The 12,790-nt window shown below is 57.1% G+C and carries 14 protein-coding genes and 2 pseudogenes; 8 read left to right on the top strand and 8 right to left on the bottom strand.

The window, feature by feature from the left end; all coding sequences use genetic code 11:
* Window position 1 precedes the first annotated feature (1 nt).
* A pseudogene (locus AC1RQB_RS04140) lies at window positions 2–234 on the bottom strand (integrase); the annotation flags it as partial.
* 400 nt (window positions 235–634) lie between these two features.
* Between AC1RQB_RS04140 and AC1RQB_RS04135 the strand changes: the two are divergent.
* Window positions 635–838, top strand: a complete 204-nt coding sequence (locus AC1RQB_RS04135; RefSeq protein ID WP_063343566.1) for a hypothetical protein — start codon at window positions 635–637, stop codon at window positions 836–838.
* 99 nt (window positions 839–937) lie between these two features.
* On the opposite strand, the gene AC1RQB_RS04130 is transcribed toward AC1RQB_RS04135, so the two are convergent.
* Window positions 938–1,144, bottom strand: coding sequence for a hypothetical protein (locus AC1RQB_RS04130; RefSeq protein ID WP_063343567.1), 207 nt, complete (start codon window positions 1,142–1,144; stop codon window positions 938–940).
* A 380-nt stretch (window positions 1,145–1,524) separates the two neighbouring features.
* On the opposite strand from AC1RQB_RS04130, the gene lpxO reads away from it, so the two are divergent.
* Window positions 1,525–2,424 carry a lipid A hydroxylase LpxO gene (gene lpxO / locus AC1RQB_RS04125; protein ID WP_063343957.1) on the top strand — a complete coding sequence of 300 codons (900 nt, stop codon included), beginning with the start codon at window positions 1,525–1,527 and terminating at the stop codon, window positions 2,422–2,424.
* A gap of 161 nt (window positions 2,425–2,585) precedes the next feature.
* Here the strand turns inward: lpxO and ku are convergent, their stop codons facing one another.
* Window positions 2,586–3,446 (bottom strand): non-homologous end joining protein Ku, encoded by an 861-nt coding sequence (ku, locus tag AC1RQB_RS04120; protein ID WP_063343958.1) that lies wholly within the window; start codon window positions 3,444–3,446, stop codon window positions 2,586–2,588.
* A 210-nt stretch (window positions 3,447–3,656) separates the two neighbouring features.
* On the opposite strand from ku, the gene AC1RQB_RS04115 reads away from it, so the two are divergent.
* The gene (locus tag AC1RQB_RS04115; protein WP_063343568.1) at window positions 3,657–4,013 is read left to right on the top strand and encodes a hypothetical protein; all 357 of its coding nucleotides are present in this window, start codon (window positions 3,657–3,659) and stop codon (window positions 4,011–4,013) included.
* A gap of 51 nt (window positions 4,014–4,064) precedes the next feature.
* Window positions 4,065–5,216, top strand: a complete 1,152-nt coding sequence (locus tag AC1RQB_RS04110) for a PQQ-dependent sugar dehydrogenase (protein ID WP_063343569.1) — start codon at window positions 4,065–4,067, stop codon at window positions 5,214–5,216.
* Window positions 5,217–5,322: 106 nt separating this feature from the next.
* Here AC1RQB_RS04110 and rimI read toward each other — a convergent pair whose 3' ends face one another.
* Window positions 5,323–6,420, bottom strand: coding sequence for a ribosomal protein S18-alanine N-acetyltransferase (rimI, locus tag AC1RQB_RS04105; protein WP_008069400.1), 1,098 nt, complete (start codon window positions 6,418–6,420; stop codon window positions 5,323–5,325).
* A 201-nt stretch (window positions 6,421–6,621) separates the two neighbouring features.
* Between rimI and AC1RQB_RS04100 the strand changes: the two genes are divergently transcribed.
* Window positions 6,622–8,100 (top strand): RimK family ATP-grasp domain-containing protein, encoded by a 1,479-nt coding sequence (locus tag AC1RQB_RS04100; RefSeq protein WP_198537219.1) that lies wholly within the window; start codon window positions 6,622–6,624, stop codon window positions 8,098–8,100.
* 7 nt (window positions 8,101–8,107) lie between these two features.
* Complete coding sequence (locus AC1RQB_RS04095; RefSeq protein ID WP_063343571.1) at window positions 8,108–9,031, top strand: magnesium transporter CorA family protein; 924 nt, start codon at window positions 8,108–8,110, stop codon at window positions 9,029–9,031.
* A 145-nt stretch (window positions 9,032–9,176) separates the two neighbouring features.
* On the opposite strand, the gene AC1RQB_RS04090 is transcribed toward AC1RQB_RS04095, so the two are convergent.
* The gene (locus AC1RQB_RS04090) at window positions 9,177–9,512 is read right to left on the bottom strand and encodes a DUF2834 domain-containing protein (RefSeq protein ID WP_063343572.1); all 336 of its coding nucleotides are present in this window, start codon (window positions 9,510–9,512) and stop codon (window positions 9,177–9,179) included.
* A gap of 291 nt (window positions 9,513–9,803) precedes the next feature.
* On the opposite strand from AC1RQB_RS04090, the pseudogene ilvA reads away from it, so the two are divergent.
* A pseudogene (gene ilvA, locus AC1RQB_RS04085) lies at window positions 9,804–10,799 on the top strand (threonine ammonia-lyase, biosynthetic); the annotation flags it as partial.
* Between the two features lie 30 nt (window positions 10,800–10,829).
* Here ilvA and eco read toward each other — a convergent pair.
* Window positions 10,830–11,312, bottom strand: a complete 483-nt coding sequence (eco, locus tag AC1RQB_RS04080) for a serine protease inhibitor ecotin (protein ID WP_063343573.1) — start codon at window positions 11,310–11,312, stop codon at window positions 10,830–10,832.
* Window positions 11,313–11,703: 391 nt separating this feature from the next.
* On the opposite strand from eco, the gene AC1RQB_RS04075 reads away from it, so the two are divergent.
* The gene (locus AC1RQB_RS04075; RefSeq protein WP_063343574.1) at window positions 11,704–11,973 is read left to right on the top strand and encodes a DUF1652 domain-containing protein; all 270 of its coding nucleotides are present in this window, start codon (window positions 11,704–11,706) and stop codon (window positions 11,971–11,973) included.
* On the opposite strand, the gene AC1RQB_RS04070 is transcribed toward AC1RQB_RS04075, so the two are convergent.
* Together AC1RQB_RS04070 and AC1RQB_RS04065 are read right to left on the bottom strand one after the other, a co-directional pair.
* A complete protein-coding gene (locus tag AC1RQB_RS04070) occupies window positions 11,970–12,368 on the bottom strand; it encodes a hypothetical protein (RefSeq protein ID WP_063343575.1) in 399 nt (132 codons plus the stop codon). The two genes, AC1RQB_RS04075 and AC1RQB_RS04070, sit on opposite strands and share 4 nt — an antisense overlap.
* A 64-nt stretch (window positions 12,369–12,432) precedes the next feature.
* Window positions 12,433–12,699, bottom strand: a complete 267-nt coding sequence (locus AC1RQB_RS04065; RefSeq protein WP_063343576.1) for a DUF2790 domain-containing protein — start codon at window positions 12,697–12,699, stop codon at window positions 12,433–12,435.
* Window positions 12,700–12,790 lie beyond the last annotated feature (91 nt).

The raw sequence follows: 12,790 nt of genomic DNA, 5'->3' as shown, positions 1-12,790 counted from the left end.
TTTACCTATCAATGGGTTGCGAGCTGCGCATTTGGCGCTTGGGCCATTCCTGGGACATTCTGGAGTTTCTCTCCATCTCTTCCCAGTCACCGCTAGAGTTCAACCAGCGCGCATAAGTCGAGAGCAGCATCTGGACGTTGTGTCCAAGCTGTTGGGCAAAAAGGCGGGATTCATGCCAGACATTGCGCATATTGTCGCATATGTGTGACGGCAGTTGTACGGTGGGCGATAACGTGTCGCAGGCTTCTTCAAGGTTCGGCCCCGGTTTGTGCAGAACCGGGGGCTGGCTGGGAGGTCGTTCATCCTGGATAGGCAGGGGAGCGTAGAGCTACCTCGATGTTATTTTTGTTCAGCGTTGTGTTCGGGACACTTGGCGTGGCTCTGGGTAAAGTCAGCACCGCTTGCCCGGCCTCGTGTGTTTCAGATGGATTGCTGAATGGCCAGCACTTGGTCAGGGTGGGCACCAAATCACGTTCCCCAGACGCAACGCGTCTGGGCAACTTCTACGATGCGAGATTTCGGTGCTATGAACTCCAGACCTTTGGGTGCTGGCGCTCCTGAAGTTGATCGACTATTGCTTACTGAGCCATTTCGGCGAACCCATTGGCCTAGGCCACTGCTCGAAAGGACTCATATGAAACTCAATCTCATTGCGTTGAGCTTGCTCGCTGTTTTGGCCGGTTGCACAACTGCGGGCCCCTATGTCACCAACATATCGAGCGACGGCCGTAATGGCTTGAACATCGAGAAGTGTGCCGTGAAGATGAATGCTTTCATGGGTACTGTTAGCACCTCCGAATGCACAAGCCAGAACGTGCAACTCAGCCGAGGCAACTGATACAGCAGCAATCGACTCGTTGGCAGCGATTGAACATCTGGCTTTGCCGCACGCTGAACGAACAGCGTGCGACAAGCCGGCGACTGACCAGATCGAGACTCAGAGCAAGTAGCCAGTAGCTTGTACGAGGTGGTTGTCCTGCCCTCCGGTGATAAGGTGCAGTGGAATGTGTTGTTGGTCATCGATAGACGGGATTTCGAAACTTCCCACTATTTGAAGGTGCCGCTCACTCAGCCCGGTCGACTCTTCTGCTTTTGCCTTAGCCATTCTCGCGTGGTTCGCTGCGATTTCATTGAGAGTTGACACGTTACATCTCCCGGTGACTGACCAAGCGTATCGCTGGAGTCCTAAGCGTTAATTTAAATGCCGCCGCGTCAGAATTATGTCGCTCTGGGGCTGCTAGGTCCGGCCTTTGCAAAGGCTAAGCCAGACGGGGCCGCGTATTGAGTGTCGTGTTTACATATTCGACGGATGGTGGTATGGCATGGGGCTACTATCGGGGAGAGCGGTTCGCATTACCGGCCGAGCCGCGCTACTAAGTGGACACATTTTCACAGTTGAAGGTTAACTATTAGTTACAAGGTATGGCTAAAATGCCATCTTTCAACCTCATGCCGTCCATCGGCATGGCTCAAGAACGCGCCATCGGGACGCAGTTTGTTCACTTCTGACGTGTGACGATTTTCGTGAAACTTATCATTGCCGCTATTTATGTCATCTCCGTCGCGTATGTTCACTTGCGCGGAAAGGTGCGCCACAAATTAGGCCGTCAGTTAAGCGACCACTCGACGTTTCTGGCGCCGATCAATTGCTTCCTTTATCTGTTCTCCAAAACGCCGAACAAGCCTTATCTCAATCCGGCAGACTTTCCCGACTTGAGCCCTTTGCAGGCTCATTGGGAAGAGATTCGCGCTGAAGGCCAGAATTTGCTCAAGGCCGGGGAGATCAAACGTTCCAATCAGTACGACGACGTTGGTTTCAACTCGTTTTTCAAAAGTGGCTGGAAGCGTTTCTACCTCAAATGGTACGGCGACAGTCACCCGTCCGCCGCAAAGCTCTGCCCGCGTACGACTGAACTGGTGCAAAGCATCGGCTCGATCAAGGCCGCGATGTTCGCCGAACTGCCGCCGGGTTCGAAACTGGTCCGTCACCGCGATCCGTATGCCGGTTCTTACCGTTATCACTTGGGGCTGGAAACGCCGAACGATGCCGGTTGCTATATCAACGTCGATGGTGAGAACTACCATTGGCGCGATGGCGAGGCCGTGATGTTCGATGAGACTTTCATTCATTACGCCGAAAACACCACTGCGCAGAACCGCATCATTCTGTTCTGTGACATCGAGCGGCCGATGAAGTATCGCTGGGCGGCGGCGTTCAACCGTTGGTTCAGCCATACGGCTATGGCAGCGGCGGGCGCGCCGAACGATGCGGGTGACAAGACCGGTGCTATCAACCGTTTGTTTGCCAAAATCTACAAGATTCGCCTGCGCGGCAAAGCGCTCAAAAAGCGTAACCGCACTCGCTATTACCTGGAGAAATGGGTGGTTTTTGCTGGGTTGCTGGCGATTTTTGTTTTGATCTGAGTTTTGCGTTGTGGCGCATGACGCCATCGCGGGCAAGCCCGCTCCCACAGTGTCCGCGTCGAATACAAATTTTGCGAACGCCGCCGAACCTGTGGGAGCGGGCTTGCCCGCGAAGAGGCCGGTATTTTCACCGCATAATTTATGAGTGCTATTGTGACCCGTCAGCCACGAGAATGCTTCGTGGCTTTTTTGTCTGCGCTCGTTTTGGCTTTTGCCGCGGGTTTACCGCTGCCCTTGCCACCAAGACTGCGTTTGAGCAGTTCGGTCAGATCGATAACATCGGCGGTTTTACGCACCTCTTCACCCGTCACGGTTTCGACATCTTCGATCTTGCCTTCATTCGCCTTCTTCTCGACCAGCGCCATGATCTTGTCTTCGAAACTGTCGCGGTACTCTTCGGGCGTCCAGTCGGCACTCATGTCTTCCACCAGCCGTTTGGCCATCTCCAACTCACCTTTGGCCAGATCCGGCTTGGTCACTTCACTGCCCAGTTCCAGTTGATCCAGGCTGCGCACTTCGGCGGGCCATCGCAGCATCACCAGCACCATGGCTGACTCCAGCGGCATGAGGGCCGCCAGGTGCTGGCGCGAGTGCAACACCACGCGGGCCAGGGCGACCTTGTCGGTTTTGCTGAGGGTTTCGCGCAACAGCGCATAGACCTTGCCGCCGCGTTTGTCCGGCGCCAGGTAGTAGGGCGTGTCGATGTTCTGCAGGGGGATCTGCTCGCTGCCGACAAAGGCAAAAATGTCGATGGTTTGGGTCGACAGTGGATGAGCCGAGCGAATCTCCTCTTCACTGAGCACCACGTAACGTCCTTTTTCGTACTCGATCCCTTTGACGATGTGCTCTTGGGTGACTTCCTTGCCGGTGGCCTTGTTGATGCGCTTGTAGCCGACCGGGTCCATGCTGCGGCTGTCGAGCCAGTTGAAATCGATCCCGTGCGAAGACGTCGCCGAAACCAGCGCCACGGGAATGTGCACCAGACCGAAACTGATTGCGCCTTTCCAGATTGCCCGTGCCATCGTCGTGACCTCGTCGTTGATGTACTGGTGACCTGTGGCCAAGGGCAAAAGTTTCAGTCGGCGGCGGCCCGGTCCAGCGGGCGGATCGGCGGTGCGGTTAACTCGTGTTACATGTTGTGGGGGAGGTTTTAGTTAACAAATCCGAACCCTGGGCGTAGCGTGGCTCTATTCATCCATGAAGCATGGCACGCTCATTTAGAGAGGTCCCCCATGAACCGATGTGTGCTCGGCGTCATCGCGCTGGCATTGAGTGGCGTGCTAAGCCCTTTGGCTCTGGCAGACGCCGCATCGTCTTCTTCGCCCTTGCTGCTGACGCAGAACCTGCCGGGAAGCAACAACAATCCCTACAACAGCCCGATTCGCCGGGCCAATCCCAACAGCATGCAAGGCACGCAACCCAATATCCCGGTAATCCGCGGGCCCAACACGGTGCCTGTGCCACGATCGCCAACGCTCGATAACGGCGGTATTGGCAACCGCTATCCGCAAGATCGGCAGGCTCCCACCAGCCAACCGAAATTCATTCCCAATCCACCCCCCCGGGGCTCGGACCGTAACTACCGTTGAACGGCAAGACAGAAGTCTTGCCAGCGCTATTGACGACAAAAGGAATCGTGCATGTTGCGTAAAACCCTCTTGGCCACTTTCTGTACCAGCGCGTTATTAACCGTCACGGCACCCGCCTTTGCAGCGCCAACACAGGATTTTAAAAGCGAGCAGGGCACCCTTGAGCTCACGCCGATCGTTAAAGGCCTGGACCACCCTTGGTCGCTGGCGTTTCTGCCTGACCGCCAAGGGATGCTGGTGACCGAACGGCCCGGCAACCTGCGGCTGGTCAGTGCCGACGGCAAACTCTCGGGTCCGCTCAATGGTGTGCCTCAGGTCTGGGCCAAGGGGCAGGGCGGATTGCTCGATGTGGTGTTGTCGCCCGATTTCAAGCAAGACCGCATGGTCTATCTGTCTTACGCCGAAGGGGGCGGTGAGGGCGGCAAGGCCGGCACGGCGGTCGGTCGCGGACGGTTGTCGGAAGACCTGACGGCGATCAAGGATTTCAGGGTGATTTTCCGTCAGGAACCCAAGCTCTCGGTCGGCAATCATTTCGGCTCACGACTGGTATTCGACCGTGACGGTTATCTGTTCATCACCTTGGGCGAGAATAACGACCGGCCCACGGCGCAAGATCTCGACAAGCTGCAAGGCAAGATCGTGCGGCTCTATCCGGATGGCAAGGTGCCGGAAGACAATCCCTTTGTCGGGCAAAAAGGCGTTCGCCCGGAAATCTGGTCTTACGGCCAACGCAACCCGCAAGGCGCGGCACTCAATCCCTGGAGCGGCACGCTCTGGGAAAACGAGCACGGCCCACGGGGCGGCGACGAGATCAACATCATCGAGCGTGGCAAAAATTATGGCTGGCCGATGGCAACCCACGGCATCAACTATACCGGCCTGCCGATCCCGGAAGCCAAGGGCGAAACCGCCGAAGGTACCGTGGGCCCGCACCATGTCTGGGAAAAATCCCCCGGCCTAAGCGGCATGGCCTTCTATGACGGCGATCGCTTCAAGGCCTGGCAGCACAACGTGTTTATCGGGGCGCTGGTGAGTCAGGAGCTGATTCGCCTGCAGTTCGAAGGCGACAAGGTTGTTCACGAAGAGCGGTTGTTGGGTGAGCTCAACAAACGGATTCGTGATGTACGGCAGGGGCCGGATGGTTATCTGTATTTGCTGACCGATGAAGATGACGGGGGGCTGTACAAGCTTGGCCTGAAGTAGCGCACAAGTCCTGTGGCGAGGGAGCTTGCTCCCGCCGGGGTGCGAAGCGCCCCCATGCAATCGACTGCTTCGCACTCGAACGGGAGCAAGCTCCCTCGCCACAGGTTTACTCACGCCGGTAGAGAATCACCGCAGCCCGCAGCTTGCCTCGTCCGAAACTGCACATCTTGTCGAATTCCCCATGGCTGACCGGCAAGTGCTGGCAGTCCATCGGCTGACGATGCTGGCTGTGATCCACATCCGGATCGTGCAGGTAGACGAACTCTTCGTCGCAATCGGTGACGATCACCCAGTGCGGCGCCTTGGAACGGGTCAGGCGATAGCTGCTGATCAATACCAGCGGCTGTCCGCCATCGTGCAGTAACCGTGGCAGATCCAGTGGTCCGCCGATCATTCGTTCCACGTCGGTGGCTTGCAACTGCGCTGTGAACGCCTCGTGTACCAGGCGCATTACGTCTTTTTTATGCGCATCGCGCACGCCGTCAAGAAACAGCGGCCCGGCCATGCTCAGTTGTAGCTGCACTCGAAAGCCACGCCGCCACGCTGCCAGCGCCAGACCTTGAGGGCTGCAGCCACCGTGGCCAGACGTCATGAACACCGTGGTCGCCTCGCGCCAGATTTGCAGTTCTTCGCCGCGCTCCAGCGTTCGATCGTCTTGCAGCGCGCCCATGGCCATCAGCAGGCAGGCCGGGCCGCAGGTGAACTCGGTGGTCTGCGGGTAGTAAGGCACCTTGATGTTGCGTGAATCGCGGTGCTGGAGGATACGTTTTTCCAGGCGCAGCGCGTCGGCATGGTCCTGGTAATAGTCGTGAATCAGCGCAAAACGCCGGTAGCCGTTACGCTCATACAGAGCAATCGCCGTTGGATTGTCGATGCGCACTTCCAGCCGCAGGTAGGCGCAGTCATGCTCAATAGCGCAGGCCTCGACACGTTCGAGCAATTGCTTGCCCAGTCCACTGCCGCGAGCATCAAGGGCTATCGCAATCGAGTACAGGCGCGCCAATGAAGTGCCCCGGTGAAACAGCACCACCGCATAGCCCACCAATTGCTCGCCTCGTTGGGCCACCAGCAGTTGCCCGTGAGCCCGAGTAATCATCCATTGAAAACTGCGACTGTTGAGCCGGTCCGTGGTGAAACATTGCTGTTCGAGTGCCAGCAGTGACGGTATATCTTCAACTACCGCCAAGCGAAAAACAGGATTCATATAACCGCCGTAAAAGTTGCGTAACGAAACGGGACTTTAAAAAAAGTTCGTGCTTAATAGGAAAGGTCTTGTTCTTCAAATGGATCAATCACTATGTCAGCGGTACAAGGTCATTGGCGCGAAGTATCTGAGCAAACGTTACCAACAGCAATAACCTCTACAAACTATTTAAATGGCTCGATCAGAACTTCCAGCCAGTTGATGATCATCGTTGAACGTAAGGAAGACTGGGCCTCCTATTTCCCCAGTGAAGACATCGTCACTGCTCAGGAATACCTCGAACAGACCCGCGATAACGAGCAGGGCAAGCGGGTTCAGGTGATTAACCTGTGCCGCAGCTACAAGTACCTCGGGCACGGCTATTACTGCTCGCTGCTGGCCGAAGCACGGGGGCACAAGGTTATTCCGTCGGTACGGACCATCAGTGAATTGACCCGAAAATCCCTGTATGGGCTGGCCCTGGATGATCTGGATAAAACCCTGGATAAGGCCCTCAGCAATCATCTTTACAGCGATACCGAAGGATTTACCCTGACACTGTATTTCGGCAAAACCGCTATCGAGCCATTACAGGATCTGGCTCGACAGTTGTTCGAGGTTTTTTCATGTCCGATATTGCTGGTTGAGTTTCGTCGAACTAACGGTTGGCACATCGAAGGTGTAAAGTCTGGCGCCTTGCATAAGTTGCGTGAAGATCAGGAAGATCAATTCGCTAATGCGCTTGACAGTTTCAGTCGCAAGATCTGGCGCATGCCGCGCTCCAGGCGATTGGCCCGTTATGACCTGGCCATTCTGCACGATCCGCAAGAAGCATTGCCGCCCTCCAATCCCAAGGCTTTGGACAACTTCGTCAGGGTTGGCAAGACGCTAGGCATCGACGTCGAGCTGATTGAACGCAAGGACTACGCCCGAATCGCCGAATACGACGGGCTCCTGATCCGCGAGACAACGAGCGTTGACAACCACACCTACCGCTTCGCCAAAAAAGCCGAGAGCGAAGGTTTGGTGGTGATGGATGACCCGGCGTCGATCCTGCGCTGCACCAACAAGGTTTACCTGACTGATTTGCTCAAGAGCCATCAGCTGGGCATGCCCGCCACTGAAATCCTCTACAAGGAACGACCGGAAGATTTCGAGCGGGTAGGCGAGCGTCTGGGGTTTCCACTGGTGTTGAAGATACCCGACGGTTGTTTCTCAAAGGGCGTTATCAAGGTCGAAAGCCAGCAAGCCTTGCTTGAAGCCACCGCCGAACTGTTCGAACACTCGGTGTTGCTGCTGGCTCAGGAATTTTTCTACACCGAATACGACTGGCGCATTGGCGTACTCAACCGCAAGCCGATCTTTGCCTGTCAGTACTTCATGTCCAAGGGCCATTGGCAGATCTACAACCACAAAGCCAAAGGCCAGGACATCAACGGCGAATGCCGCACCCTGGCGGTTCACGAAGCGCCGCGAGCGGTGGTTGAACTGGCGGTGAAAACCGCGAATCTCATCGGCGACGGCCTCTACGGCGTCGACCTCAAACAGTCCGGCGACAAAGTGGTGGTGATCGAGGTCAACGACAACCCGAACATGGACGCAGGCATCGAAGACGCCTACTTGCAGGACGATTTGTATTCCTTGGTGCTGGAAGAGTTTGTCCGTCGGCTGGAGCTCAAGCGCCGCGGTCAGGCTTGGTGAGCGGCCGATGATCAAGAGCTTTGAACTGAGCCACGGCGCCCTGCACGCGGTCGAACGGCTGGACGCCGACGTGATGCTGTTCAGCAACCCTGATGCAGCTGAACGGGACCTGTTGCACAGCCATTTCAAGCTCGATGAACACGCTCTGGCCTCGGCCCTGGACCCCGACGAGGTGTCGCGCATCGAGTTCCACCCCGACAACCTGTTCCTGATCTGGAAACGCCCGGAAAACTACTCCGGCGGCGGCAGCCTGGCCTTCGAAGTGTCATCCTGCGGCTTGCTGTTTTCCCCGGGGCGTCTGCTGGTGATCGCCACCGACGACTCTCCGCTCAGCGGCCTCGGCACGCGGCAGTCACTGAAGACGCCACTGGATGTGTTGCTCGACCTGTTGTTCAACAATATTCATCACTATCTGGGGCACCTCAAGGTGATCAAGATGGTTGCCCGGGAATTGCAGCAAAAATTCAATGCCTCGATGCAGAACCAGCATCTAGTCCAGATGTTCAACCTCAGCGAAAGCCTCATCTATTACATCAACGCCATTCACAGCAACGGCGCGGTCCTGACCCGGCTGCGTAATCATGCGGCGAAGGAACACTTCAGCCCTGAAGCCATTGGTTTGATCGACGATCTGATTATCGAGAACAACCAGTGCTACAAGCAGGCGGAAATCTACTCCACCGTGTTCTCCGGGCTGATCGACGCGCGCGGCAACCTGATGAACAACAGCATGAACAACCTGCTGCGCAAACTGACGTTGATCAACGTGGTGTTTCTGCCGTTGAACCTGGTTGCGAGCATTGGCGGCATGTCCGAGTTCAGCATGATGACCGCTGGTACGCCGTGGTGGATTTCCTATCCGTTGTTTCTGATGGCGATGATGTTGGGGGCGGGGGGGATGGTGATTGGCCTCAAGCGCCTGGCGAAGTGATTTCGGCGGCTGTCAGATCGCCTTCGCGAGCAAGCCCGCTCCCACATTAGATCTTCTGTGAACACATCATTTGTGAACACCAGAGATTAAATGTGGGAGCGGGCTTGCTCGCGAAAGCAATCTCAACTGCACAACAACGTCTGGATCAGGCCTCTTGCGCTGCCTCGCCAGAGTTTTTCCGCTCCTGAAGCCCCCGCACCACCAGGTACAACAACGGCCCGAGCGATACAAAAATCGCCGTCACCACCAGATAGGGAGCCACCGACAACCCCGACTGCCCCCGCTGGCGCGCATCCTTGTACATCCAGATACCGGCAAGCGTCGCCAACAGGTATAGATCAATCACCACCTGCGCGGTATCGGGCCGCGACATCAGGCTGATGCCGAAGTCGAGCAACGACTGTTCCGCTTGCAGCATCACCGAAACGGTGTAGCCGGCGAAGGCGATCAAGGCAATGAGGGGCAGGGCGACAGACTTCATGGTTTCCTTCCTTGGGACAATGAGCAGAATCGCCAGCCTACAGCGGCCCTTGAAAATTGGCCATTGACTTGCCATCAGCCTCCGGCTAATTTCCAGCCATGACTTCCACCGTATTGCGCTGCCAGCCAAGCATTATTACCGCCATTCCTTATTTGGCGGGCTAGCTCACGACTGCAGCACCCAACCCGCCCTAGAGGCGGGTTTTTACTTTCTGTCTCTTGGGTTTTGAGCTTACCGGGCGCATGCAGCTCCTACGCCGACCGCGTAAACCCGGATACCAAGGAGACGACCATGAACAGTACCCCCGCCCAGCAGAGTTTGCTTGAGCACTACGTGAAAAAAATCCTTGCCGCGCCGGTTTACGAACTCGCCGTGCGCACACCGTTGCAAGCGGCACCAGCCTTGTCTGAGGCGTTGGGCAATCAGATCCTGCTCAAGCGCGAAGACTTGCAACCGACCTTTTCTTTCAAGATCCGTGGCGCCTACAACAAACTGGTGAACCTGAGCGATGAACACAAGGCCCGTGGCGTAATCACGGCCTCGGCGGGCAATCATGCCCAAGGCGTAGCGTTGGCGGCCCGCGAGCTGGGGATCGGCGCAACCATCGTCATGCCCTGCACGACGCCAGAATTGAAGGTACACGGGGTTCGCAGTCGAGGCGCCGAAGCGCTGCTGCACGGCGAGAGTTTTCCGTTTGCCCTGGAATACGCGCTGAGCCTGGCGCAGCAAACCGGTCGCACCTTTGTCTCGCCCTTCGACGACCCGGACGTGATCGCGGGGCAGGGCACCGTCGCCATGGAAATCCTGCGCCAGCACCAGGGGCCGCTGGACGCGATCTTCGTTCCGGTGGGCGGCGGTGGCTTGATCGCCGGCATCGCCGCGTACGCCAAATACCTGCGCCCTGAAATCCGCATCATCGGCGTCGAGTCGGAACATTCCGCTTGCTTGCAGGCCGCATTGCGGGCCGGCGAACGGGTGGTGCTGCCAACCGTCGGCACCTTCGCCGATGGCGTGGCCGTCGCTCAGATCGGCGCCTATGGTTTCGAGATCTGCCGGTTTTGCGTCGATGAGGTACTGACCGTCAGCAACGACGAACTCTGCGCCGCGATCAAGAACATCTACGACGATACCCGCTCGATCACCGAACCTTCCGGCGCCCTGGCCGTGGCCGGGATCAAGCAGTACGTGGCGCGAACCGGCGCGCGAGGGCAAACCCTGGTGGCCATCGATTCCGGAGCGAACATCAATTTCGACAGTTTGCGGCATGTGGCCGAGCGCGCCGCGTTGAGCGGCGTGTTGGCGTGAGGGCTGGTCCGATTATTCCTGAACGGCTTTCTCGACATGACTCGACGCCGACCAGATCCGGTAGCGCACTTCGACATCCTTGGGCACGTAGAGCACGATTGGCAGCTTGCTGTTGTAACGCAGCCTGAAACCGTCACCGACCACCGGTACGAAGTCCTTTTTGCGCTTGCCATCCGGGCAGGCCATTAGCGTGCTCATTGGGCCGGTGACTTTCTCCAGCCGGTAAAACGGGTAACCCCAGCCCTCAAGGTTCTTTTCTTCAAGCGTGCCGCCCAAGCGCTGACGGTTGCAGTCCACGGTCAGGATCTTGCCGGCAAGAATTTCGACCTGATAACCGTCTTCCTGTTGTTGCGGGGCGAGGTGAATGACCTGGCGGGTAAAACCGCTCTCAGGCTTGGGATACGGCGCGACGTCTTCGAGGGTTGCGGCGTGGGCTACGGACGACAAAATGGCAACTATCAGCCCGACGGTCGTGTTAAGCGGCAAAGCACCCATGATGCCTCCTTGCGTGTGTGTGGGGTCAGCGGATACTGAAGGGATGGGCCGCATTCTCACTGCCGTCCTCAGCCAATGCAAACCCGCCATCGGGGCGTTTGCAAAATGCAGGTCTTGAAACAGACCTTTCTTGCATTTTGCATGACGCGAAGTGTTGCCATTTCTCCCAAACCCTTGATTTGCCGACGAGGCGCAGGGCGAAATCTCGGGCATGTTTTATGCTGAAGCTGTCTTGAGCTGACCACGATCGTTACTGAGTCAGCGCTGAAACAAGAAGACGGTTGGGACGTTGGAACAATGAGGTTCCCCAAGGAAGACAAACAACGGGCGATTTGAGCTCCGACCGACATTGATTTTTGATTGGCAATCTCACAATACCGAGAGGGTGGCCATGTTTCTTTCTGCCTTGGAACTACGCAATATCGTTGAAAGCAGTTTTCTCCCGAAACGCTGCCAATGCACGCTGTCGCCGGACCTGTCGATGACCGTCAAGGTGTATTCGGACGTCGAGACTGACCATCTCGACCTGTTCGTCACCGGCATAGACGCCCATCGCCTCAACGGGTGCCGGGAAATCAATAATCTGATCGCCGAGTTACGCACCGACCTTGAGCACAACAGGCACAGTGAGCTGTTGCACCCGACGTCAAAAGCCCATTAACCGGCCGCTTCACCCATTTCGACCGACACGCGCCGGGTCTGGATAAACCCCAGACCCAGTGCAAACTCAACCAGGATCGCCAGCAAAATGCCCGGCCCGGCATGTCCATTGAGCCATTCGCCGAAGCCCAGTGCCGCCAAACCGAAACACCCCACCATAAAACCGCTGCACATCGCGCTTCGCGCTGCCGAGGGCGGGGCCTGCCGCACCAGATAAAACATCACCCCCAATGCGCCGAACAGCACTGCACTGCGCCTGGCGATAAAGCCCGCCGCGGACGAGTACTCGATACTCCAGATCGCCAGCAACCCTTGCGGCATCAAACCCCAGACCAGCGCCAGCAGAAAACAAAGTGCGGCGGTGAACGTCGACAGCGTGCGAAACGAGAACTGCATGGCGAATCCTGCGGCAGTGAGGGAAGCGCCAGAGCTTAGCGCCAGAACCCTCACAGGCCTACTGTCAGTTCTGATAGCTACACGCCTCAGACAGTTTTTGGTACGTAATCTGCGCAGGCTTACCCGACTTGTCGATGTACTTCATGTTGGCCGTCACCACTTGGCAGTCCTGCGTTTGCGGTTCAGTCAGGGAAATGACCTTGGCCACCCGCAGTTGCATGCCGTAGTGATAAGGCACGGCCTGGGAGGACGACGTTTCGTTGGCCTGAGCAAGCCCGGCGAACGCGGTGCAGGCGAGGGCGGTGGTTATCAGCAGTGTTCGCGTGTTCATGGTGAATCTCCAGTGCAGAGGGGAAATCAGTTCGACTGAAGAACGTCGAACCTGCCGCACTGGGCGTCAGAGGAGCTGAGGGCGTGCGGTC

Source organism: Pseudomonas sp. GW822-FHT02E03, assembly GCF_058802325.1.
The sequence above is the reverse complement of the archived record's forward strand: the minus strand, read 5'-3'. Positions and strand labels throughout refer to the sequence as shown.